The 20,276-nt window shown below is 64.3% G+C and carries 24 protein-coding genes; 11 read left to right on the top strand and 13 right to left on the bottom strand.

Annotated features, from left to right (window positions below):
- The first annotated feature begins 22 nt into the window (after positions 1-22).
- From recJ to KUF59_RS23430, 3 genes are all read left to right on the top strand, one after another.
- Positions 23-1,864: a single-stranded-DNA-specific exonuclease RecJ gene (gene recJ, locus KUF59_RS23440; protein ID WP_212459863.1), complete on the top strand. Its 1,842-nt coding sequence runs from the start codon at positions 23-25 to the stop codon at positions 1,862-1,864.
- A gap of 26 nt (positions 1,865-1,890) precedes the next feature.
- Entirely contained in the window at positions 1,891-2,700 is an 810-nt protein-coding gene (locus tag KUF59_RS23435; protein WP_212459864.1) for an SDR family NAD(P)-dependent oxidoreductase, read from the top strand.
- A gap of 103 nt (positions 2,701-2,803) precedes the next feature.
- Positions 2,804-3,610 (top strand): aldolase, encoded by an 807-nt coding sequence (locus KUF59_RS23430; RefSeq protein WP_212459865.1) that lies wholly within the window; start codon positions 2,804-2,806, stop codon positions 3,608-3,610.
- A gap of 15 nt (positions 3,611-3,625) precedes the next feature.
- Here the strand turns inward: KUF59_RS23430 and KUF59_RS23425 are convergent, their stop codons facing one another.
- Entirely contained in the window at positions 3,626-4,855 is a 1,230-nt protein-coding gene (locus tag KUF59_RS23425) for a lytic murein transglycosylase (protein ID WP_212459866.1), read from the bottom strand.
- 126 nt (positions 4,856-4,981) lie between these two features.
- Here KUF59_RS23425 and KUF59_RS23420 point away from each other — a divergent pair, with 126 nt between their 5' ends.
- Positions 4,982-5,146 (top strand): hypothetical protein, encoded by a 165-nt coding sequence (locus KUF59_RS23420; protein WP_212459867.1) that lies wholly within the window; start codon positions 4,982-4,984, stop codon positions 5,144-5,146.
- Here KUF59_RS23420 and KUF59_RS23415 read toward each other — a convergent pair.
- Complete coding sequence (locus KUF59_RS23415; RefSeq protein WP_249140480.1) at positions 5,143-5,655, bottom strand: MarR family winged helix-turn-helix transcriptional regulator; 513 nt, start codon at positions 5,653-5,655, stop codon at positions 5,143-5,145. The two genes, KUF59_RS23420 and KUF59_RS23415, sit on opposite strands and share 4 nt — an antisense overlap.
- A 107-nt stretch (positions 5,656-5,762) precedes the next feature.
- Between KUF59_RS23415 and KUF59_RS23410 the strand changes: the two genes are divergently transcribed.
- Together KUF59_RS23410 and KUF59_RS23405 are read left to right on the top strand one after the other, a co-directional pair.
- Positions 5,763-6,242 carry a carboxymuconolactone decarboxylase family protein gene (locus KUF59_RS23410; RefSeq protein ID WP_212459869.1) on the top strand — a complete coding sequence of 160 codons (480 nt, stop codon included), beginning with the start codon at positions 5,763-5,765 and terminating at the stop codon, positions 6,240-6,242.
- A 49-nt stretch (positions 6,243-6,291) separates the two neighbouring features.
- The gene (locus tag KUF59_RS23405) at positions 6,292-6,795 is read left to right on the top strand and encodes a cupin domain-containing protein (protein ID WP_212459870.1); all 504 of its coding nucleotides are present in this window, start codon (positions 6,292-6,294) and stop codon (positions 6,793-6,795) included.
- 87 nt (positions 6,796-6,882) lie between these two features.
- Here KUF59_RS23405 and KUF59_RS23400 read toward each other — a convergent pair whose 3' ends face one another.
- From KUF59_RS23400 to efp, 3 genes are read right to left on the bottom strand one after another with little or no spacing between them, the layout of a single operon-like run.
- Entirely contained in the window at positions 6,883-7,344 is a 462-nt protein-coding gene (locus tag KUF59_RS23400; RefSeq protein WP_212459871.1) for an Imm26 family immunity protein, read from the bottom strand.
- 47 nt (positions 7,345-7,391) lie between these two features.
- On the bottom strand, positions 7,392-8,993 hold the full coding sequence (locus tag KUF59_RS23395; RefSeq protein ID WP_212459872.1) for a DUF4397 domain-containing protein: 1,602 nt from the start codon (positions 8,991-8,993) through the stop codon (positions 7,392-7,394).
- 39 nt (positions 8,994-9,032) lie between these two features.
- Entirely contained in the window at positions 9,033-9,599 is a 567-nt protein-coding gene (gene efp, locus KUF59_RS23390; RefSeq protein WP_212459873.1) for an elongation factor P, read from the bottom strand.
- A 174-nt stretch (positions 9,600-9,773) separates the two neighbouring features.
- On the opposite strand from efp, the gene epmA reads away from it, so the two are divergent.
- From epmA to KUF59_RS23375, 3 genes are read left to right on the top strand one after another with little or no spacing between them, the layout of a single operon-like run.
- Entirely contained in the window at positions 9,774-10,838 is a 1,065-nt protein-coding gene (gene epmA / locus KUF59_RS23385; RefSeq protein ID WP_212459874.1) for an EF-P lysine aminoacylase EpmA, read from the top strand.
- Positions 10,835-11,929, top strand: a complete 1,095-nt coding sequence (locus KUF59_RS23380) for a lysine-2,3-aminomutase-like protein (protein ID WP_212459875.1) — start codon at positions 10,835-10,837, stop codon at positions 11,927-11,929. Before epmA ends, KUF59_RS23380 begins: the two co-directional genes overlap by 4 nt.
- A gap of 45 nt (positions 11,930-11,974) precedes the next feature.
- Positions 11,975-12,226 (top strand): hypothetical protein, encoded by a 252-nt coding sequence (locus KUF59_RS23375; protein WP_212459876.1) that lies wholly within the window; start codon positions 11,975-11,977, stop codon positions 12,224-12,226.
- A gap of 189 nt (positions 12,227-12,415) precedes the next feature.
- Here the strand turns inward: KUF59_RS23375 and KUF59_RS23370 are convergent, their stop codons facing one another.
- From KUF59_RS23370 to KUF59_RS23335, 8 genes are all read right to left on the bottom strand, one after another.
- Complete coding sequence (locus KUF59_RS23370; protein WP_212459877.1) at positions 12,416-13,501, bottom strand: 3-deoxy-7-phosphoheptulonate synthase; 1,086 nt, start codon at positions 13,499-13,501, stop codon at positions 12,416-12,418.
- Between the two features lie 236 nt (positions 13,502-13,737).
- Positions 13,738-14,316: an HdeD family acid-resistance protein gene (locus KUF59_RS23365; RefSeq protein WP_212459878.1), complete on the bottom strand. Its 579-nt coding sequence runs from the start codon at positions 14,314-14,316 to the stop codon at positions 13,738-13,740.
- Between the two features lie 62 nt (positions 14,317-14,378).
- A complete protein-coding gene (locus KUF59_RS23360; RefSeq protein ID WP_212459954.1) occupies positions 14,379-15,416 on the bottom strand; it encodes a PrsW family glutamic-type intramembrane protease in 1,038 nt (345 codons plus the stop codon).
- Positions 15,417-15,494: 78 nt separating this feature from the next.
- Positions 15,495-15,773, bottom strand: coding sequence for a hypothetical protein (locus KUF59_RS23355; RefSeq protein ID WP_258767193.1), 279 nt, complete (start codon positions 15,771-15,773; stop codon positions 15,495-15,497).
- A 463-nt stretch (positions 15,774-16,236) separates the two neighbouring features.
- On the bottom strand, positions 16,237-16,506 hold the full coding sequence (locus tag KUF59_RS23350) for a hypothetical protein (RefSeq protein WP_212459880.1): 270 nt from the start codon (positions 16,504-16,506) through the stop codon (positions 16,237-16,239).
- 121 nt (positions 16,507-16,627) lie between these two features.
- Positions 16,628-17,623: an acyl-CoA desaturase gene (locus KUF59_RS23345; RefSeq protein WP_212459881.1), complete on the bottom strand. Its 996-nt coding sequence runs from the start codon at positions 17,621-17,623 to the stop codon at positions 16,628-16,630.
- 144 nt (positions 17,624-17,767) lie between these two features.
- Positions 17,768-18,166 carry a hypothetical protein gene (locus KUF59_RS23340; RefSeq protein WP_212459882.1) on the bottom strand — a complete coding sequence of 133 codons (399 nt, stop codon included), beginning with the start codon at positions 18,164-18,166 and terminating at the stop codon, positions 17,768-17,770.
- 47 nt (positions 18,167-18,213) lie between these two features.
- A complete protein-coding gene (locus tag KUF59_RS23335) occupies positions 18,214-18,843 on the bottom strand; it encodes a PilZ domain-containing protein (RefSeq protein WP_212459883.1) in 630 nt (209 codons plus the stop codon).
- Positions 18,844-19,713: 870 nt separating this feature from the next.
- Here KUF59_RS23335 and KUF59_RS23330 point away from each other — a divergent pair.
- Positions 19,714-19,938 (top strand): hypothetical protein, encoded by a 225-nt coding sequence (locus KUF59_RS23330; protein WP_408918121.1) that lies wholly within the window; start codon positions 19,714-19,716, stop codon positions 19,936-19,938.
- Between the two features lie 18 nt (positions 19,939-19,956).
- Entirely contained in the window at positions 19,957-20,172 is a 216-nt protein-coding gene (locus KUF59_RS23325) for a hypothetical protein (protein WP_212459886.1), read from the top strand.
- Positions 20,173-20,276 lie beyond the last annotated feature (104 nt).

Genomic DNA, 20,276 nt, shown 5'->3' with positions numbered 1-20,276 from the left:
AGTTAAACCCAGCGAATCGAACATGACCCCGCCCGTTATAGCCTTGCCCGTCGAAACGCCCCCGGCGTTTCTCGGCGTTGCGCAGTCCCTGACGGGAAAGCTCTGGCGCGACCGGCTGGACGCGCGCGGGGCGGCCAAGGCGCTCGCCATCGTGCAACGGCATCAACTGCCGGAGCTCCTGGCGCGGGTCTTGGCGGGCCGCGGCGTCGAGATCGACGCGGTCGAGGATTTTCTCGATCCGACCATCCGCAAACTGCTGCCGGACCCGTTTACGGTGACGCAGATGGAGGCGGCCGCGAAGCGCATCGCGGACGCAGCCGCGCGCGGCGAAAAAGTCGCGATCTTTGGCGACTATGACGTCGACGGCGCCACCTCGGCCGCGCTGCTCGCCTGGCATTTGCGCCATTGCGGGCTCGATCCGCTGATCCACATTCCCGACCGGATTTTTGAGGGTTATGGCCCCAACACCGAGGCGGTGCGCGCGCTGGCCGGGAAGGGCGCGACGCTGCTCGTCACCGTCGATTGCGGCACCACCAGCATCGAGCCGCTCGCCGAGGCGCGGCGGCTCGGCATGTCGGTGGTCGTGATCGACCATCATCAAGCCGGCACGGAGCTTCCTGAGGTTGACGCACTGGTCAACCCGAACCGGCTCGACGACATCTCCGGCCTCGGCCATCTCGCGGCCGTCGGCCTCGTGCTGGTGACGCTGGTCGCCGTCAACCGCGAACTGCGCCAGCGCGGCTTCTGGAGCCGCGAAATGCCCGAGCCCGATCTGCTCGGCATGCTGCATCACGTGGCCCTGGGCACCGTTGCCGACGTAGCACCGCTGATCGGGCTCAACCGCGCCTTCGTCGCCAAGGGGCTGATCGCGATGCGCCGGCGCGATCATGTCGGCCACACCGCGCTGATGGACGTGGCGCGGCTCAACGGCCCGCCGGAAGCCTGGCATCTCGGCTTCATGCTGGGGCCGCGGATCAATGCGGGCGGACGCATCGGCCGCGCCGATCTCGGCGTTCGGCTGCTGCTCGAAGGCGACCCGGTGGAAGCCGCGCGCATTGCCGCCGAGCTCGACCGCCTCAACGGCGAACGCCGCGTCATCGAGCAGGCCGCCGAAGCCCAGGCCGAAGCCGAGGCGCTGGCCTCGATCGGCTTTGAAGACAAGCTCGGCGTCATCGTCACGGCCTCGGAAGGCTGGCATCCCGGCGTGGTCGGACTCGTTGCATCCAGGCTGAAGGAGAAGTTTTCACGGCCTGCCTTTGCCATTGCGCTCGAGCCCGGCGGCATCGGCACCGGCTCCGGCCGCTCGATTGCCGGCGTCGATCTCGGCAAGGCGGTGCGGCAGGCGGTTGCCGATGGCATTCTGCTCAAGGGCGGCGGCCACGCGATGGCGGCCGGCGTGACGCTGCGGAAGGAAAAACTCGCCGAATTCCGCGCCTATCTCGAAGACGCGCTCGCCCGCGACGTCAGCGAAGCGCGCCACGTCAACGAGCTCTTCATCGACGGCGCGGTCGCCGCGCGCGCGGTGACGCCGGAGCTTGCGACCACGCTCAACCGCGCCGGTCCCTTCGGCAGCGGCAATCCGGAGCCGGTGCTGGCGCTGCCGTCGCATCAGCTCGTCTATGCCGACGAGGTCGGTCAGGCGCATCTGCGCCTGCGCTTCAAGTCCGGCGACGGCGCCATCGTCAATGGCATCGCGTTCCGATCGATCGGCCAAAAACTCGGCAACGCGCTGGTCGCCAACCGCGGCCAGGCCCTGCATGTGGCGGGCTCGTTGTCGGTCGACCGTTATCAGGGCGTGGAGCGCGTGCAATTGCGCGTCATCGATGTCGCATTGCCGGATCAGGGGCCATCGGTCATCAGATAGACAGAACAATAACAAAGGGAGTTGAAATGACAGGGCAGGTTGAAGGCAAGGTCGCGCTCGTGACCGGCGGTGCCTCGGGCATCGGCGAAGCCGTCGTCGAATTGCTGGCGAAGGAGGGCGCGACCGTCATCGCGACGGACGTTGACGAGCTCCGCGGCCCAGACGTCGTGGCGCGCCTGACCAAGGCCGGCGGCAAGGCGATCTTCCTGGAGCAGGACGTCACCAGCGAGGAGCGCTGGGCGGAGGTCGCGGCCGAGATCGCCAAGCGGTACGGCAGGCTCGACGTGCTGGTGTCGAATGCCGGCATCGGCATTGCCGTGCCCTCGATAACAGACATGACGCTCGCCGACTGGCGCAAGCAGAACGCGATTAACCTCGACGGCGTGTTCCTCTCCGTCAAATACAGCCTGCCGCTGATGCGCAAGCACGGCGGCGGTTCCATCATCATGATGTCCTCGCTCGCGGGCCTGCGCGGCGCGGCAGGACTTGCCGGCTACTCCGCGACCAAAGGCGGCGTGCGGCTGTTCGCGAAGTCCATCGCGATGGAATGTGCGGCGGTCGGCGACGGCATCCGCGTCAACTCCGTGCATCCCGGCATCATCGACACCCCGATCTGGGGCAAGATCCCGACAGGCGCGGCCGGCGCCGGCCAGAACGCGCCGATCGATCCCGAGGAGCGCGCGAAAATGGCAACGCCGCTCGGCCGCGCCGGGCGGGCCGCGGAGATCGCGAGCGGCGTGCTGTATCTGGCGTCCGATGCCTCGCGCTACGTCACCGGCACGGAGCTCGTGATCGACGGCGGCATGAACGCGGGTGCGGTGCCGCGGCGGGCGTGATTTAGGGCCGCACGGCGCGAAGGGCAGGGTGGCGGTCGCAGGGGCTGACGCGCATGCGACGCCCCTGTACAACGCGTGCCATCAGCTCAAGAGGTTCTTTGCCATGGCGCACAGCCTGTCTCACGCCACATCATCTGCGTCCGCATCGACATCGGCAGGGTCGAACCGCCCCGATCTCGCCACCGACGCGATCCGCACCGCGCGCGAAGATCTCGCTGCCTGTTTCCGGATGGCAGCGCGCAACGGCTTTGAAGAAGGCATCTGCAATCATTTTTCGGCCGTGGTGCCGGGCCACGACGACCTCTTCCTCGTCAATCCCTATGGCTACGCCTTTCGCGAACTCACCGCGTCAAAGCTTCTGATTTGCGACTTCCACGGCCATGTGCTCGATGGCGAGGGCGTGCCCGAGGCGACCGCGTTCTACATCCACGCCGAAATTCACAAGCGCCTGCCGCGCGCCAAGGTTGCCTTCCACACCCACATGCCCAATGCCACGGCATTGTCGATGACCGAGGGGGATCCCTTGATCTGGGCCGGCCAGACCGCGCTCAAATTCTATGGCCGTACGGCCGTAGACCGCGACTACAACGGCCTGGCGCTCGACAACCGCGAAGGCGCCCGCATCGCATCTGCCGTCGGCGATGCCGACATCGTCTTCATGAAGCATCACGGCGTGATGGTGCTGGCGCCGACCATCGCGGAGGCCTGGGACGATCTCTACTATCTCGAACGCGCCGCCGAGGTGCAGGTCTTGGCGATGTCGACGGGACGCAAGGTGTTGCCCGTCGATCCCGCGATTGCGGAAGCGACCTACCGGCAGATGCGCGAGGGCGATTCCGAATCCGCACGGTTGCATCTCGCCGCAATCCGCCGCCAGCTCGATGCGGAAGAGCCGCAGTACCGGCACTGAGACGGAAAGCGCGCGCTATCCGCCCTGACGCAGCTTTGCCAGCACCTTCAAGCCGCCATAGCCGTCCGCGGGCGCAATGCCGGCCTTCTGCTGAAAATCCTTGATCGCCTTCATCGTGTCGTTGCCGACGCGGCCGTCGGTGCCGCCGGTGTCGAAGCCGGCCTTGGTCAGGCGCGTCTGCATCTCCTGCACCTCGGCGAGCGTCAGCGCGCGTTCGGAGCCGGGGAAGGGCTGGATGAAGGGCGGCGCGCCCAGGCAGCGGTCGCCGAGATGGCAGATCGCGAGCGCATAGTTCATCGAAGGATTGTAGCTCTTCACCGAATAGAAGTTCGGCCCCAGCAGGAACGTCGGCCCGCCTGCAACTGGCGCCCACATCTGCGCTGAGGCATTCGGCTGCGGAAACGGCTGGCCGTCCGCGCGCGTGACGCCGGCCGCTTGCCACGCCGCATAGGTGCGGCTGCCGCTCATATTGCCGCTCGCGCGCACCTCATAACCCCAATGCTCGCCGCGGTGCCATTTGCCGCGATTGACCAGGTACTTTGCCGTCGCCCCAAGCGCATCGTCGGGCCGGCCGAACGGCGAGACCTTGCCGTCGCCGTCATAGTCGATGCCGACATTGAGCCAGACTTCCGGCATCCATTGCGAATGGCCCATCGCGCCGGCCCAGGAGCCGCGCATCTCCTCCGGCGTGCTCCAGCCCTTGTCGACGATCTTCAGGGCGTTGATCAGCTCGGTCTCCCAATAGGCCTTTCGGCGCGGCTCGTTCCAGGCCAGCGCCGCAAGCGAAGGGAAGATCGGCTTCATGTGGTTCTGCTGCACCAGCGGGTCGCCATAGGCTGATTCCACGCCCCACAGCGCCAGCAGCGTGCCGCGCTCGACGCCAAAATCCTTCTCGATGCGCGCAAACAATTGCTCGTTGTTCTTGAGCGCGATCTTGCCATTGATGATGCGCCAGTCGGAGACGCGGCGGTTGATGTACTGCCAGACCTGCTCGTTGAATTCCGGCTGGTTGCGGATCTGCTTGAACACGCTCATGTCGGGTTCGACCCGCGCCATCGCGCGTTGCCAGGTCGCAGCCGAGATGCCCTTGGCCATCGCGCGGGCGCGAAAGGCTTCGCGCCACTCGTCGAAACCGGGTGGCGCGGCAAGCACATGTGTTGGCGAGGCGAGCAGGGCGGCTGCACCGAGGGTGGATTGAAGCAGGGCGCGGCGGGTCGGGCGTAACGAGGAATCAGGCTGTTTCATGCGGATATCCTAGCCTGAAGCCGCCCCGCGCGCAGGCGCCGGCTTGGTCAAACCTAAACACCGATCCGCGACTTTTGGCCCTTCGATTTACGGAACTTTTGCACGTCCAGGCCTAGAATCGCGGCCATGCAGGAGCTTCTGGACCTGATCCGCAGCAATCCCTGGCCTTTCGCGGCCGGGTTGATCGTCGTCGTCGTGGCGATCCTCGCGGAAAACTTCGGCAATGGCGACAGACGCGGCACGGGCGGCGATTTCGACCTCCCCGATATCGACTGGGGCGGCGGCGACTAGCCCTCCTGCATCTCCGTAGCGATCCTTGCGAGCCAGCGGCGGATCGCGGCTTCGGTCTTGCCGTCGAGCCCCGCGCTGAGGCGTGTTTCGACGTCCAAAACCCGTTGCCTGCAGCCCCGAAGCAGCGTCGCGCCGTGCGGCGTCAGCGACCATTGCAGGATGCGGCCGTGGACGGGATGGCGTGCCTTGCGGATCGCACCGTCGCGCTCGAGGTTGCGGATGATCACGCCGACGGTCTGCGGCGTCAGGAAGGTGAGGCGGGCGACGTCGGCGCCCGATAGCCCGGGATAGGCCTTGAGCATCGTCAGTACGGCGAATTGCGGCGGCGTGACGCCGAGCTCAGTGAGCGTGCGGTCCATGCTGAGGCGCACCGCGGCCTGCGCCTGACGCAGGAGATAACCGAGATAGCCTTTTTCGCCGCGCTTGCCTTCGCCCGCCGCGGGCGGACGCGCGGCAAGGCCCGCGGTTCCGCCGTCGCCTCGCGCGGCTCGGGCCGTCGTCTTCTGCATTGCAGCCTTCCGGTGCGGTCGTGGCCTTGCGACGCCTTCAGCCTTGCGCGACATATCAGAGCTCTTATACGATATCAGTGCTCTTACAATAACACGAGGTGAAGGCCATGTCACACGCCCGCAGCGAATACGAAGACTTCAAGGCGATGGCCCCCGACGTCTATGAATTGGTGCTTACGCTCGGCCAGCTTGCAACCAAGGCAGGCCTCGACAAGCAGCTTCTGGAGCTCATCAAGCTGCGGGCGTCGCAGATCAATGGCTGTGCCTTCTGCGTCCAGCACCATGTCCTGCTTTCCGAGCGCATCGGTGTGCCCGTCGACAAGCTCAATCTCGTGGCGGTCTGGCGGGAGGCGCCGATCTTTTCCGCGCGCGAGCGGGCAGCATTGGCCTGGACCGAGGCGCTGACGCATCTGCCCGACGGGGTCAGCGACGAGGTCTATGCGGAGGTGTCCCGCGAATTCTCCGAGAAGGAGCTGACTTATCTGACCTCGGCCGTCGCTTCGATCAACGTCTGGAACCGCTTTGGCGCTGCGTTCCGGTGGACTCCAGCAAAGCGGCCGGCGGCCGCCAACGCGGCGGCATCATAGGCCAGCGCACACACCGTCAGGACATCATCATCTCCGGGAGGACTTCAGGATGACTTCGGTTTCTGCATTCTCCGTTACATCAAGACCCCGACCGCAGGCGTATGCCCTTGCCGTGGTGGGAGGGCTGGCGTGCGCGCTGGCCATTGGCAGGGCACTGCCAGTGACTATGGACGCAATTTCCGCCGCGATGGCGCCGGTCTGCGCGTCGGCTGCGGAAGGTTCGCCATTGGACAAGGTCGAACCGATCGGCTCCTATGCGCTGCCCAACGTGGCGGGCAAGCGCGTCACCATCGTGCGGGTGACTTACGGTCCGGGCGGATTTACGCGACCGCACAAGCATGCGGGGTCGGTGACTGCCTACATCACCAAGGGCGAGATCCGTTCCCAGCTCGGCGGCGGCCCGGTCGAGACATTCAAGGTCGGCCAGTCCTTCTTCGAACCGCCGGGCTCGACGCATGTGGTGTCGGCAAACGCGAGCGCGACGGAGCCCGCGGAGTTGATCGCGGTATTCGTGGCCGACGAGGGTGCGCAGCTCACGACGTTTTTGGAGTAAGGGGGCATCCGTAATCCGCCGCGTCTCGAGTGACCGAATGGCGGGTTACGCTACGCTGACCCGCCATTCGCATCGGTCAGCGCCAAATCATGAAGCGAGTAGTTTCGAGAGGAATGCCTCTGCAGCTCCTGCGCCGTAGAGGCCGTCATGGCCTAATACATTGAAGTCATCGTAGTTCGGAAGCCGCTCAGAAGTGCTGCGCAGCGGATCCGCGTCTGAATATCGGATTAGCCAAGCCTTATTCGAGATGGGATCTCGCCTGACAAAGTCGGGCGTTGGCCATTCCGTGCGATCCCAACGCTCCACTTTGCCTAGTATTGGCCATTCGCCGTTTATCAAACCGAGATCGCCAAAGCGGATTCTTGCGAGTGCGCCTTGAGGGTCAAGGTCGTTGACTGTAGCAAGGCGCTGCTCGTCAACGCGGGGGCCAAAGAAATATCCTACAAGAACTCTACCGCGACTCGTCGATCGTGTAACAACACCTCGAAGGAAGCCGTTGGGGCGGACCGGCACCAGGAACACCGAGCCCTCTTCATAGGGTAGCTTCATTCTCAACGTCTCTCTGCTCCGTTGCGGGGATGACGATACAGCAGGCTTCAATTCTCCTCGCTGCTGCCTTCGCGCTGGTCCGGCTTGACGACGTCCTCGGGCAGCGCGTGGGCCATCGGCTGCGGCGTGCCGGCGATCTCCGGGCCGGTCTCGCGGCCGCGGGCGCGGATCAAGCGCTCATAGGCTGAGATCAGCGTGACGTAGGGGCTGACCCAGATCCAGCCGTCGCGGGTGAACACTTGCACGTCGAAGTGCAGGTGGCGTGATGTGCCGGCGGGGTGATCCAGATAGTTGGAAACAACTCCGATCCGCTCGCCCTCGGCCACGAGGCGGCCGTTAACGAGACCGTCGGCATTCATCGCCGACGGGTTCATGTGCATGTAGCGGAAACGGATGTGCTCGGTGCGGCTGTTGACCTGCAATGTCGCGGCCTGGTCCTTTGAGCCGCGGATCACGGTGGCGTCGCGCACGGCGACCACGCCCTGCTGCTTGGGATCGCAGCGTTCGCTGCCCTCGCTGCCGGGCGGGCATTCGCCGGCGACGATGTCCTCACCCTGGTGGCCGTAGCCGCCGCCGCATTGCCAGACCTCGAAGCTGCGGGACTCGCAGAAATTGTCGCGCCAGACGTAGCCGCGCGTCGGCGCCTCCGACTTGTCGCGCCTGGCGTAGGACTGCGATCGGACGATGGCCGGAAACTTCTCCAGCGGAAAGCGGATCTGTGAATAGGCCATAACGTCGGAGTGGCCGTTCTGCTTGCGATAGCCGGAATTCGGGATGATGTCGCCGCTGGGACGGTAGGTGAATTCGGCCGATCGCGCCGGCGGCCGATCCATTGCATCGGAGGTAACATCCATCAGCGGCCGCATCCGCGATCCGCCGGCAACGCGCAGCGCCTTCAGGAACCGCTCGGCGACCGGATAGGCCTCCTTGCAGGCGAGCCGCCGCGGCTTGGCGACGCTGTCGAGGCACTGGATCGACACCACATAGGCAACGCCGAACCGCGTGAAGGCGTAGCGTACATAGCCTTCGCGGATGAACCTGCGGATGTCAGGATATTGGGCGCTGAACGCCTTGACCGGCTCGCCCTTGCCCCCCGTGGGATCGGCAATGTCGTAGATCAGGGCCGAGCCCGTGATCTGCACCTCGACCGGTCTTGCGAAAACGCGCGAGGGCATGCCATCGCCGGCACCGGGTTCGAGCGAGAAGGCCGCGCTATAGCCGGCCGGTCCCGCATCGAACATATCGACCGGGTTGAAGTCGGCCTGGTAACGGACAATCGACACACTCGACGGCACGCCGCTGCGCTGCGCATCCAGATAGGCCGCCGTGTCGAACGGCAGCAGCACCGGAACGGCGCTGCGCGCGATCCCCCTGAAGAACTGTGAGGTGATGCCGTTGAGCTGGAGCAGCGCCGGCATCGCTCGCGGATCAAAGCGGGAGACCGTTCGACGCGGCACAAAGACGAAATCGCCCGCAATCGACGGACGCGCATTGATCTCCGTGCGCAACTGGTCGATCGCCGCGCGCCATTCGATGCGGGGCGCGGTGAGCGAGGGCGAGCGGAACTCGTCGGCAGCGACGGGATAGCCTGCGAGAAGCGAAAGCAAGGCCAGCGCGCGCCAGACGAAGCGGTTGGCCTTCCTGTTCACTCTCCCGCCCCCCGGCGTGCCCCGATCGCTCAGCCCATCTCAGTCCTTGGCGCGCTCCGAGTAAGAGCCGTCTTCGGTCATCACCACGATGCGGGTGCCGACCGAGATGTGCGGCGGAACGGTGGTGCGCACGCCGTTGGAAAGCACCGCGGGCTTGTAGGACGACGAGGCGGTCTGGCCCTTGGTCACCGGCTCGGTCTCGACCACTTCCAGCGTCACGCGCTGCGGCAGTGCGAGCGACACCACGTTGACGTCGTGCGTCGAAAGCTTGACCGTCATGCTCTCTTGGAGATACGCCGCGGCGTCGCCGACCACGTCCTTGGACACTTGGACCTGGTCATAGGTCTCCGGGTTCATGAAGTGAAAGCCATCACCATCTTCATAAAGGTAGGTGTAGTTACGCTCTTCGATCGTGGCCTTTTCGACCTGGTCGGTGGTCTTGTAGCGCTCGGAGATCTTTACCCCGTCGCTGATTCGGCGCATTTCGATCTGGCTGACCGGGGTGCCCTTGCCGGGATGGATGTTCTCGGCGCTCACGACGACATAAAGCTTGCCGTCTTGCTCGATCACGTTGCCCTTGCGAATAGAACTGGCGATGACTCTCAAAGGTGTATTTCCTGCTTGCCTGACCCGGCTCCGGCCAGGACACGGTCGTGTTGATGGGGGACTTCGGGACCGGTCTCGGGCCCCGGTTGGGGCCCTGGCGGCCGCTTCGGGCCGCAACATACTGATTTTGCCGGTCGATGCCAGCGTTTTGCACGGTGCCGGGGTGGTCGGTTGATGGCTGGGGACAAGCCGATTTCGCCGTTCTGGTCGCCCGGCCGGCATCTCGACCGGCGGCCGTTCCTCCAGGCGCGGGGCGCCATTACGGCTGCGGTCAGGGCCTTTTTCGCCGAGCAGGGGTTCGTCGAGGTCGAAACCTCGGTCCTCCAGGTCTCCCCGGGCAACGAGACCCATCTGCACGCCCCGCGGACCGAGCTTTTGCGGGCCGACGGCAGCCGTGCCACGCGATATTTGCGGACATCCCCGGAATTCGCCTGCAAGAAGCTGCTGGCCGCCGGCGAGCCGAGGATCTTCGAGCTGGCGCGGGTGTTTCGCGACCGGGAGCGCGGCGACCTGCATTTGCCCGAATTCACCATGCTGGAATGGTACCGGGCGGGAGCCCTTTACGATGCCATCATGGCCGACTGCATCGTCGTGATCGCCCATGCCGCGCAGGCGACCGGGATCGGCCAGTTCTCGTTCCGGGGCCGCACCGCCGACCCCTTTGCCGAGCCGGAGCTGCTCACGGTCGCCTATGCCTTCGAGCAATTTGCCGGCATTGACCTTCTTGCGACCATTGATGGCGGCACGGGTGACCGCGCGGCGCTGGCAGCCGCGGCTGCCGGGAAGGTGCGCGTGGTCGACGACGACACCTGGTCGGACATCTTCAGCAAGGTGCTGGTCGAGCACGTCGAACCCAGGCTCGGTCAGGGGCGTTTGACCATTCTGTTCGAATACCCATCTCCAGAGGCGGCGCTGGCGCGGGTCAAGGCCGACGATCCCCGCGTCGCCGAGCGGTTCGAGGTCTATGCCTGCGGCGTCGAGCTCGCCAACGGCTTTGGCGAGCTGACGGACGCGCCGGAACAGCGCCGTCGTTTCGCCGCAGCGATGGAGGAAAAGCAGCGCCGCTACGGCGAGGCCTATCCGCTCGACGAAGACTTCTTGGCCGCGGTCGGCGAAATGCCCGAAGCCAGCGGCGTCGCGCTCGGCTTCGACCGGCTGGTGATGCTGGCGAGCGGTGCATCCAGGATCGATCAGGTAGTATGGACGCCGCCTGCAGATGAAACCTTAAGTGAGACATGACGAAAAGTAATCTTGCACGCACCTTGCGCGAGCCGGCCGAACTGGTGGCGCAGCGACTTGCGCCGGCATCGGAACTGGCCGCGCTCGAGCGGGTCGCATCGCGCTATGCGGTCGCGATCACGCCCGCGCTCGTCGAGCTCATCGACACGTCGGATGCGAATGACCCCATCGCGCGTCAGTTCGTTCCGACGGCAGCGGAACTCGAGGTTCAGCCGGGCGAGAGTGCGGACCCGATCGGCGATCACCCGCATTCGCCGGTGCCGGGCATCGTGCACCGCTATCCGGACCGCGTGCTGTTCAAGCTCGTTCATGTCTGCGCAGTCTATTGCCGCTTCTGCTTCCGTCGCGAGATGGTCGGGCCCGGCAAGGAGAATGCGCTGTCGGACGAGGCCTACCGTGCCGCGATCGACTACATCCGTGCGCGCAGCGAGATCTGGGAGGTCATCCTGACCGGCGGCGATCCGCTGATGCTGTCGCCGCGTCGGCTGAGCGAGATCATGGCCGATCTTGCCGCAATCGATCACGTCAAGATCATCCGCCTGCACACCCGCGTGCCCGTGGCCGAGCCCGCGCGGGTCAGCGATGAAATGGTCGCGGCGCTGAAGGTGAAGGGTGCGACGACCTGGGTCGCACTGCATGCCAACCACGCAAGGGAACTGACGGAAACCGCCCGCGCCGCATGCGGGCGCCTTGTGGACGCCGGCATTCCCATGGTGAGCCAGTCCGTGCTGCTCCGCGGTGTCAATGACGACATCGCGGCGCTGTCGAATTTGATGCGTGCTTTCGTCGAATGCCGCATCAAGCCATATTATTTGCATCACGGCGATCTCGCGCCCGGCACTGCGCATCTGCGTACGACGCTCGCCGTGGGACAGGATTTGATGCGTCAGTTGCGCGGACGCGTCTCGGGACTGTGCCAGCCCGACTATGTCATCGACATTCCCGGCGGCGCCGGAAAGTCGCCGGTGGGCCCGAACTACGTCGCGGCGGTGCAAAATACCGCACCCGGCGACCGTGAACGGGAGATGGAAACGCGCTATCGTATCGTCGACTATTGCGGCGACGTTCATCTCTATCCGCCTGAGACGTGAGGGCGCGATGAAGGACAGCGTCAGCCCGCGGAATGGAGGAGCAGAATGAAAAAAATCGTTATGACGCTGTCGCTCCTGGTGATGTTCGGCGGGGTTGCCGTCGCGCAGACCGGCGGCAGCAAGGGAGCGACATCGGGGCAGTCCGCGGGCTCGGTGCCGCCGGCACCGGTCGGTCATCGCCAGCCGCGCGCCTCCGACGTGCCGAGCGAGAAGAACCTGAGCGATCCCAATGATCCCCTGAGCAAGGAGAACATGGCGCTCGACAAGAAGATCAAGAGCATCTGCCGCGGCTGCTGAAGCCGCTCACTTGATTTAGCGGGCAGGGCGCGACAGCTCGCCCCACCCGCCATCAGTCCGCCTAAAGCGCGATGAGGTCGGGATGAATCATCATCGCGCTTTAGGTTATTGTCTGAGCATGATCTTCGCGCAAACGCGTTCCGCGTTTGTCGCGAGGGAAAACCGCTTCGCACTTTTCCGGATCATGCTCTAGGCCGAACGTTCGTGCAGGCCTGTGCGTTGCGCTTGCCGCCTTGCCCGCACGGCTTCCGCAAGCTCCTTCAGCACTGTTGCTGTGGTCGCCCAGTCGATGCAGCCATCGGTGATGCTCTGGCCGTAGGTCAGCGCCGTGCCCGGCACGACATCCTGGCGGCCCGCCACGAGATTGCTCTCGATCATCACACCCATGATGCGCTGCTCACCGCCGGCGATCTGGCCGGCGATGTCGGCCGTGACCTTGGGCTGGTTTTCCGGCTTCTTGCTGGAATTGGCGTGGCTTGCATCCACCATCAGCCGCTGGCCGACGTTCGCCTTCGCCAGATCAGCACAGGCGGCAGCGACGCTTGCAGCGTCGTAGTTCGGCTTGCTGCCGCCGCGCAGGATGATGTGGCAGTCCTCATTGCCTGCGGTGGAGGCGATCGCCGAACGCCCGCGCTTGGTCACCGCCATGAAGTGATGCGGATGCGAGGCCGACTTCACCGCATCGGCTGCAATGCGAACATTGCCGTCGGTGCCGTTCTTGAAGCCGACCGGGCAGGATAACCCCGACGCCAGTTCGCGATGGATCTGGCTCTCGGTGGTGCGCGCGCCGATCGCGGCCCAAGAGACGAGGTCGGCGATATATTGCGGCGTCGTCATATCCAGGAACTCGGTGCCGGCTGGCAGGCCGAGATTGTTGACGGCTGACAGCACGTTGCGCGCGAGCCGCAGGCCCTTGTTGATGTCGAAGCTACCATCGAGATCGGGGTCGTTGATGAGGCCCTTCCAGCCGACGGTCGTGCGCGGCTTCTCGAAATAGACCCGCATCACGATCTCGAGCTCGTCGGCGAGATCCTCGCGCAGGCTTGCGAGCCGCTCGGCGTAATCGATGGCGGCCTTGGGATCATGCACCGAGCAGGGGCCGACCACGACCAGCAGCCGGTCGTCCTGGCCGTTGAGGATGGCGTGGATGGCGTTGCGTGCCGCCATCACCACGCGCGTGGCGGTGAGGGTACGCGGGATTTCCCGCATCACCTCTTCAGGCGTAACAAGCTCTTTCAGTTCGCGGATGCGAAGATCGTCGGTCGTGCTCAGCACGGCGGGCTCCTGTCTTTTGAGAACCTGCCGGCCAATAAAAAAGCCGCCAGGTCTGGCGGCTGTTTCGGACTGTTTGCTGCAATTTTTCAGATTGAGCGCGATCCTCCTGCCGCCAGCGAGCTGTCGTAGCTAAAGTACCAAAAATAGCTGGTGACGAGGTTGATCATTGGCGGGCTCTATAGCGCAGGGTTTTGGCCTTGTCACCCCCAAATCGGTGAGGGTGACAACGCGAGGGTTCAAGTGTTGCTATTTCGCGCCGCCATCGCAATCCCGATCAGCGTGGAGCCGCCGAACAGGAGGTTGATACCGACGAGGACACCGATCGCCCATTCGGCCGAGCTCGGCAGCCCCGTGATGACGAGGAACGAGATCACGATGTCGACGATGCCTGAGATCACCAGCCAGGACGCGCGGCTGGTCAGTTCGCGGCGATGCGACAGCGCGTACATGATCGTGGCAACGCCTTCTGCGAGGAAATAGGCGCCGAGCACGATCGTCAGCGTCAGCACGGCCTGCGCGGGGCGTGCCAGCAGGATCATGCCGGCGAACACGGCGAGTGCCGCAGAGATCAGCGACCACCAGAAGCCGGGCATGCTGCGCGCCCAATAGGTGACGATCAGGCCGCCAATGCCGCTGATCAAAAACATCCAGCCGAGGAAGATCGTGACGGCGAGGCTCGCGAGCGGCGGCACAATCAGCGCAGCGATACCGAGAATAGCGAGCAGGATACCTTCGACCAGAAAGGCCTTCCAATTCTGCTTCACCGCACGGTTCATGGCGGATTGCAGAGGAGAGAAATTCTCGGGTGACGTCATGGAGGTCTCCTGACAGCGGTACCAACACGCACCGTCAATGTAGTGGGCGCGAGCTGCTGTCGCTAGCCGCCTGGTGCCGATGAAAAACCTTCCGCCGTCGTGCGGATGCGGTTGCGGCCGAGAACATAGATCGCCGTTGTGACAACCAAGAGGGCGATGCCGAGCAGGATCGAGGTGAGGCCGATCGGGATCAGCACCAGCGTGACGTTGCGCTCGGGATTGACGATCCAGTGATGGATCGAAGTCAGCACGAAAGCGAGTCCGACGAAGCCGACGCCGCCGCCGGCGAGCAGCAGCGCCCACATGCGGCGGAGCTGGCTCAGCCGCTCGCGCGCGACGTCGGTGCGCGGCGCGTGATGGCGCGCGACGCGCCGCACCAGGCGGATGGCAAAACCGATCGAGCTGAAGCCGATCAGCAGGCTCGTCGCGCCGAGCCACATCCGCACCGTGGGATCGAGATCCGGCATCCGCTGCAGTGTGAGCAATGGAAAATCGAAGGCCGAATGCAGCGAGACCGGGCCTGCCAGGATCAGCAGCCGGCTGGACAGGCGCGCCCAATCGCGATTGTGACGGTTGGCCCCCAGCGCCGTGCCGGCGCGGGCGATCGTGAGGTAGGCGCCGGCGATGATGCCGAGCGCACCATGGAAGGGCACGGTCAGCACGCTGCGCAAGGCGGCGAGCGAGCGCCACATGTCGGCATGCTGTACGAGGTAGGCGAGGTTCTCATAGGCCGCGAAGCCGAGACCGACGGCGGCGCCATAGACCACGGTATCCATGGGATTGGCGAAGGTCCGCCGCTTGGTCGAGGAGATCAGCACGATGGCGAGCACCTTCACCGCTTCCTCCGGCAGCGCGACGCCGAAGACCGAATGCATGGCAAGCGCGGTCCAGGGATTGTCGGGTGCTGCGACCATCTTGGCGAAGGGTGCGCGGGCGAGACCCAGCACGGAGATGCTGGCTGCGCCGAGCAGAAAGGCAGTCCAGACCTGGGCAGGCGGTCCGGGACGTTCCTCGGCCGCGATCACGAGCCAAAGCAACAGCAGCGCCGGCGCGATGGCTGCGGTTCCGATGACGGTGGGGAGGGCTTCGAGGAGGTGCATCACGGCAGAGAATAGGTTCCCTTGGTCGGCTTATCCACTCGCCTCGATGCGACGATCTGTCGTGTCACGGCCTTGGCATCAGCAGCCGCGGCAGATGCCGTTGATGCGCGCCCGCATCACGGCATCCTCGGTATCGAGCGACTCCAAGGACTTCTCGGAGTATTTCTCGGAATCGACCTTCGGCTTCTGCGGCGCTGGTGCCGGCCTCTGACGCTTCGCAGCCTGTGCCGGCGGCGCCTCATTGTTGTAGCAGGCGAGCTGGGCGGTGGGGTCGGTGATCGCGCGGCAGTCCTGGGTCTGGGCAGAGGCGGCGCTACTCGAGGCTGCAACGAAAAGCATGAGTGCAATCAATCGCATGAACGATCCTGTTCGAAGTTCACGGCAACAATCGCGGCCGCGTGCGGCAGGTCGCGATTAGCAAGCTAAATCAAGGGAATATGAAGGTTTCTTCGTTTCACGATGCACGTATTCCCGCCGCAAGTCCATAACCGAAAACGAGGTCGCGGGTGGGCAGGCCGGTGTTCGCCATCGGGAATCGCTCCTCACGGAGCGTTTTTCATTGTGCCGGCCAGGCCACCGGGGATCGAACTAACCCGCAGTGCCACTGGTGCGCGCCGTCGCTGCGCAGCCGCTCCTTATGCGGCGCGCACGCTATCGAGGACGTGTCCGACCTCCTGCTGAAGCCGGCTCGAATCGGTGGAGAGCGACTGCGCCGCTGCGAGAAGTTGGGACGAGGCCGATCCCGTCGCGGTGGCGCCGCGTTGCACCTCGGGGATGCTCAGTCGGGGGCGACGCTAGGAGGAGGGCTATTTATCGCGGGTTAATGCAGATCGATCGCATCCGCATCGCTGTATGCGGTGAAGGAATGCAATTGAGCGTCGGGCGAAATATCGAAGGCGCCGAGATGGAATTCATCGCCGATCACATCGCCCGTCGCGGTATGCCCGAGCAGCGTGAAGGCGGCGCTTGGATATTGCTTCCAGATCTCGAGGTCGCCGTCGGTGATCGTCAGCCAGCCGAACGTGTACATGTAGCGGCCGGGCTCGGTGACCCGACCAACCCTGTCCCAGGTGATCTTGTTGACAGCCATCCCCAGTCTCCGATCGCACGCGAACAATGACAGCGAGGCCCGCGCAGAAGGCACGGTCGACTAAATCTGGCTCCGCAATTTGGGCCAAGAGATGGCGGTCCAGGCCGTCTCGATGGCGTCGCTAGCCTGCCGTGGGGGTCGTCTGTGGCTCGGGGGCAGCGTCGGCCAAATGGCGGCTCGAGGCATGGAAGACGTCGTGCACGAGCCCGAGCTTCTCCATGCCGAGGATGATCAGGCCGTTGAGATCGAACTCGTACCAGGCATGCGAGATGTAGGCGTCGCGGGGGAAGCGGTGATGATTGTTGTGCAGGCCCTCGCCGAACGTGATGATCGTGGTGACGAGCTCGTTGGTCGAGGCGTCCTCGACCTCATAGCGGCGGTAACCGTAGCTGTGGCAGACCGATCCGGTGAGCGAGGAGACGAGGATCAGCGCGTAGCAGCGGAACAGGCCTGAAAACAGCACACAGCCGATCATGGCGTGCACGCCGCCGAGCGCATAGCCGATCGCGCCGGGAATGAACACGCCGGACATGCCGTACCAGAACCAGCGCGTGCGGACGAAGAACATCGCGATGGGATCGGCGAGGATGTCCTTGGCATAATGTTCGTTGTCGGTGGTGGCCTGGTCGAACGCCCAGCCGCCGTGCGCATGCAGCATGCCCTTGAGCGCGCTGACATAGGGGGCGCCAAAACCGTCATAATGCGGGCTGTGGGGATCGCCGGCGTCATCGGCATAGAGGTGATGGCGCCGGTGATTGCCGACCCATTTCAGGATCGAGCCCTGCACGGCCATCTGTGCGATCGCGCAGAAGAACACGCGCATCACGGGCCCGCAGCGAAAACTCCGGTGCACCAGTAGCCGGTGCATGCCGGCGCCGATCCCGAAGGTGGTCAGCGCGAACATGCCGGCGAACACGGAGAGCTCGATCCAGCCGATGCCCTGCACGACGGCCCAGATCAGGGCGGCGACCGTCCCGGCATAGAGGATGCCGAGCAGCAGATACGTCTCGCGGAGTTTTGCCTGTACGGCTGGTCCGCCGACAATCACCCCGGGTGGAAGTTGCGGCCGGATCGACGGCGACCCGTCGGGAGCGAACTCGGCATCTGCGACGGACATTCCAAACTCCCGATCCCGCAGCGATTGCGGAGGCACGACGATGCACCTTATAGCGCCCGTCGGGGGCGTTCCAAGAGGCCAGTTCGGGCAAAGTTAAGGGGGCGGCTGCGAGATTGTCGCGCAGAGCAGTGTGCGCAGCGGGCTCTACTCGACGGTCACCGTGAAGGTATCCACGACCATCGATCGCTTTCCAAACGTGGTTTCAATGACAAAGGTGTCGGTTCCGCGATAGCCCGGGTTTGACCTGTAGTCGACCTGAAACCCTGTGATCGGACGTCCCATGCATGAATTATCGCGACCGACCCGGTTTTTCCCGATCGTGGCAGCGACACCGGGGCGCGGCGTTAGAGTGCCATGCGCTGGTTTGCTCACGACCTTGACCACGCCGATATCTGCGCTGCAGTCGCTGCGCTTCCAGGCTTTGTAGGTGATCATTCGGGTCGTCTTGCCGGACGGAGCCGTGCGAAACATGGCGTCGGCCTGGGCCGTGTTGGCTGTCGCGAGTAATAGCGCGGCGACGGCTGCAGAAATAGCGCGGTTCACTATTGGGGGCTCTGGAAATCTGGAGACAAGGAAAGCGGTTTTAGCCGTCACGCGGTCTGTAGCAAAGGGCTAGAGCGAACGATCAAGCGTTCGAGGATGTCACGATTCTGCTTCTCGGCAAACTTGACCGCAAAGCCGTGGGCGAATTTCCGGATCACGCGGCCGACGCAGGCGCCGACGGCGAGCGGGGTGCCGATCTCCGGATCGTATTCCGCCGACACGGCCACACCCGCGGTCGACATGTCGATGATGAGGCAGGGATGCGTGTCGCCGTCGGCCAGGGTCAGCAGCGTGTGTGCGACCTTCGGCACGAACCGCGCGTCGTGCCTCAATTCCTCGATGCTGGCGTCCTTCTGTTTCTTCTCGAGCCAGGTGAGCTTCTCCGACATCCAGGCGCGCCGCGCACGTGTCATCTCGAGCTCCATCAGGAAGCCCGATTTCAGCGTCTCGCTGATCGTGCATTCGAACTCGCCAAAGTCCTGGAAGTAGGAGGTCACGCGCTCGCCGACCTTTCCGACCACGGGGACATCGACGATCATGCGGAACGGAGAGACGCGTTTGGTGCGGCAGGCGAATGTGCGCAAACGGCCCTCGCAGTCGTACCAGCGATGCAGCGAGTAGCTGCCGCCAACGGTCAATTCCAGTGCACGCTGCCGGAGGAAGTCGTTGACGGACATGAGGGCCAATCGTGTGTCGGATCGTTTCCGTGCGCGTCTCTAGCCGATAATGTCTAAAGCAATTGATACCGTCGCACATGATCGGTTGTGAATTTCGAGTTAACGCGGCGGCCGTACGATATCGGAATTTGGAACCCTCACGACTTTGTGCGGTGCGCGTCGCGATGCCGGCTTTCGCTACGGCGGAAGCGAACCACGAGTCGCAACGGCCTGTCCCGGAACTATCTGCACGGTTTGAGCATTTCGACACATGGGCAGATCGTGGAGAGATCTCGATGGGTATGCTTGACCCTGGTCGTTTCCTGATTTCATGCCCTGAATGCGGCGCCTGGCCGATGGCGGCCAAGATTCGGAAATCCGCATGGGCGACCCCGAACGAGGTCACCTTCGTTTGCGGCGGATGCGGCTTCCAGGAGATGGCGATCATTTCGGCGTCAGGGCAGTTGGCGAAAATCGAGAAGCTGCCAAGGCTGCCGCGGCGCGCGCGACCGGCCCACCGTCGATATCGCGGCGGATACGTTGCCGACAAAGCGCCTAGTTAGATAAAGGCGCTGCTGATTTCAGTGGCGCATCGCGGGTTCGAGAGCGGGAACAGCGTTTCCGTGTCCCGCGGCATGCGAAACAAAGAATACTATCGCGAGGAAATGTCGGCATCGTTGGGCGTTGGTGGGGATCAACCTCAGAAGGAAATCGATGCGAATGTTGATCCTGACTGTACCCATTGCACTCGCCACATTGATTGTGCCGGCATCGGCGCAGCAAAGCTCGAATGAAACCCTTCAGCATGAAGCGGACAAGGGCGTGAAGACGCACAACTCCGGAGCGTCCGGCTTCGTGAGCGAACAGGAGAAGCAGGGCTCCGCAACTCATATCCCCGGTCAAACCAACTCCACCACGACGACGGGCGCGGCGACGGCCCCGAGTGCACCGAACTCGGGAACGGGAATTGCCGGTGCCCCCGGCAACAAGAATGGACCTCCCGCGCAACGGGGAACGGTCGGCTCGAGCTCGAAGAATCCGTCGGTCGAACAGCAGGATTCTTCAAACGTGAAGGGGCTGCCCGGCAACAAGAGCGGCCCGCCCGCCAAGCGCTAGCGTAAGGGAGAAGCTTGAATGTACGCCCTGTTCGAAGGTCAGCGGCAGATCGGGAGTCCGTTCGCGACCGAAAAGGAAGTTTGGGAGGCCGCTCTGATCGAGGGCTTGGTCACGGACGTTCCGGTCGCGGACGAGGAGGGCGGTCGGCTGCTGCCGGCGGGCTATCACGTCGAGCGGTTGGACGAGGTCTGTGATCCGCGCCCCGACGGGAGGCTTCCCCGGGAGATTTCCTGAGCTACGGCGCGCAACGCCTGTCGGCAAGCATACCAATCGAAACAGCGTCGCCTGCGATGATGCAGGCGGCGTTTTTATCCCGTCGCTGGCTGAAGAGCGCAGGT

This window comes from Bradyrhizobium arachidis (assembly GCF_024758505.1).
In the GTDB taxonomy this organism is placed as follows: Bacteria; Pseudomonadota; Alphaproteobacteria; order Rhizobiales; family Xanthobacteraceae; genus Bradyrhizobium; species Bradyrhizobium manausense_C.
Note: the sequence above shows the minus strand (reverse complement) of the source record. Positions and strands in the feature narration are given on the sequence as shown.

Excerpts from the sequence above, each read along its gene's own strand:
- recJ (WP_212459863.1), top strand. The coding sequence starts at position 23 with ATGACCCCGCCCGTTATAGCCTTGCCCGTCGAAACGCCCCCGGCGTTT.
- KUF59_RS23435 (WP_212459864.1), top strand. The coding sequence starts at position 1,891 with ATGACAGGGCAGGTTGAAGGCAAGGTCGCGCTCGTGACCGGCGGTGCC.
- KUF59_RS23430 (WP_212459865.1), top strand. The coding sequence starts at position 2,804 with ATGGCGCACAGCCTGTCTCACGCCACATCATCTGCGTCCGCATCGACA.
- KUF59_RS23425 (WP_212459866.1), bottom strand. The coding sequence starts at position 4,855 with ATGAAACAGCCTGATTCCTCGTTACGCCCGACCCGCCGCGCCCTGCTT.
- KUF59_RS23420 (WP_212459867.1), top strand. The coding sequence starts at position 4,982 with ATGCAGGAGCTTCTGGACCTGATCCGCAGCAATCCCTGGCCTTTCGCG.
- KUF59_RS23415 (WP_249140480.1), bottom strand. The coding sequence starts at position 5,655 with ATGCAGAAGACGACGGCCCGAGCCGCGCGAGGCGACGGCGGAACCGCG.
- KUF59_RS23410 (WP_212459869.1), top strand. The coding sequence starts at position 5,763 with ATGTCACACGCCCGCAGCGAATACGAAGACTTCAAGGCGATGGCCCCC.
- KUF59_RS23405 (WP_212459870.1), top strand. The coding sequence starts at position 6,292 with ATGACTTCGGTTTCTGCATTCTCCGTTACATCAAGACCCCGACCGCAG.
- KUF59_RS23400 (WP_212459871.1), bottom strand. The coding sequence starts at position 7,344 with ATGAAGCTACCCTATGAAGAGGGCTCGGTGTTCCTGGTGCCGGTCCGC.
- epmA (WP_212459874.1), top strand. The coding sequence starts at position 9,774 with ATGGCTGGGGACAAGCCGATTTCGCCGTTCTGGTCGCCCGGCCGGCAT.
- KUF59_RS23380 (WP_212459875.1), top strand. The coding sequence starts at position 10,835 with ATGACGAAAAGTAATCTTGCACGCACCTTGCGCGAGCCGGCCGAACTG.
- KUF59_RS23375 (WP_212459876.1), top strand. The coding sequence starts at position 11,975 with ATGAAAAAAATCGTTATGACGCTGTCGCTCCTGGTGATGTTCGGCGGG.
- KUF59_RS23365 (WP_212459878.1), bottom strand. The coding sequence starts at position 14,316 with ATGACGTCACCCGAGAATTTCTCTCCTCTGCAATCCGCCATGAACCGT.
- KUF59_RS23360 (WP_212459954.1), bottom strand. The coding sequence starts at position 15,416 with ATGCACCTCCTCGAAGCCCTCCCCACCGTCATCGGAACCGCAGCCATC.
- KUF59_RS23355 (WP_258767193.1), bottom strand. The coding sequence starts at position 15,773 with ATGCGATTGATTGCACTCATGCTTTTCGTTGCAGCCTCGAGTAGCGCC.
- KUF59_RS23350 (WP_212459880.1), bottom strand. The coding sequence starts at position 16,506 with ATGGCTGTCAACAAGATCACCTGGGACAGGGTTGGTCGGGTCACCGAG.
- KUF59_RS23345 (WP_212459881.1), bottom strand. The coding sequence starts at position 17,623 with ATGTCCGTCGCAGATGCCGAGTTCGCTCCCGACGGGTCGCCGTCGATC.
- KUF59_RS23335 (WP_212459883.1), bottom strand. The coding sequence starts at position 18,843 with ATGTCCGTCAACGACTTCCTCCGGCAGCGTGCACTGGAATTGACCGTT.
- KUF59_RS23325 (WP_212459886.1), top strand. The coding sequence starts at position 19,957 with ATGTACGCCCTGTTCGAAGGTCAGCGGCAGATCGGGAGTCCGTTCGCG.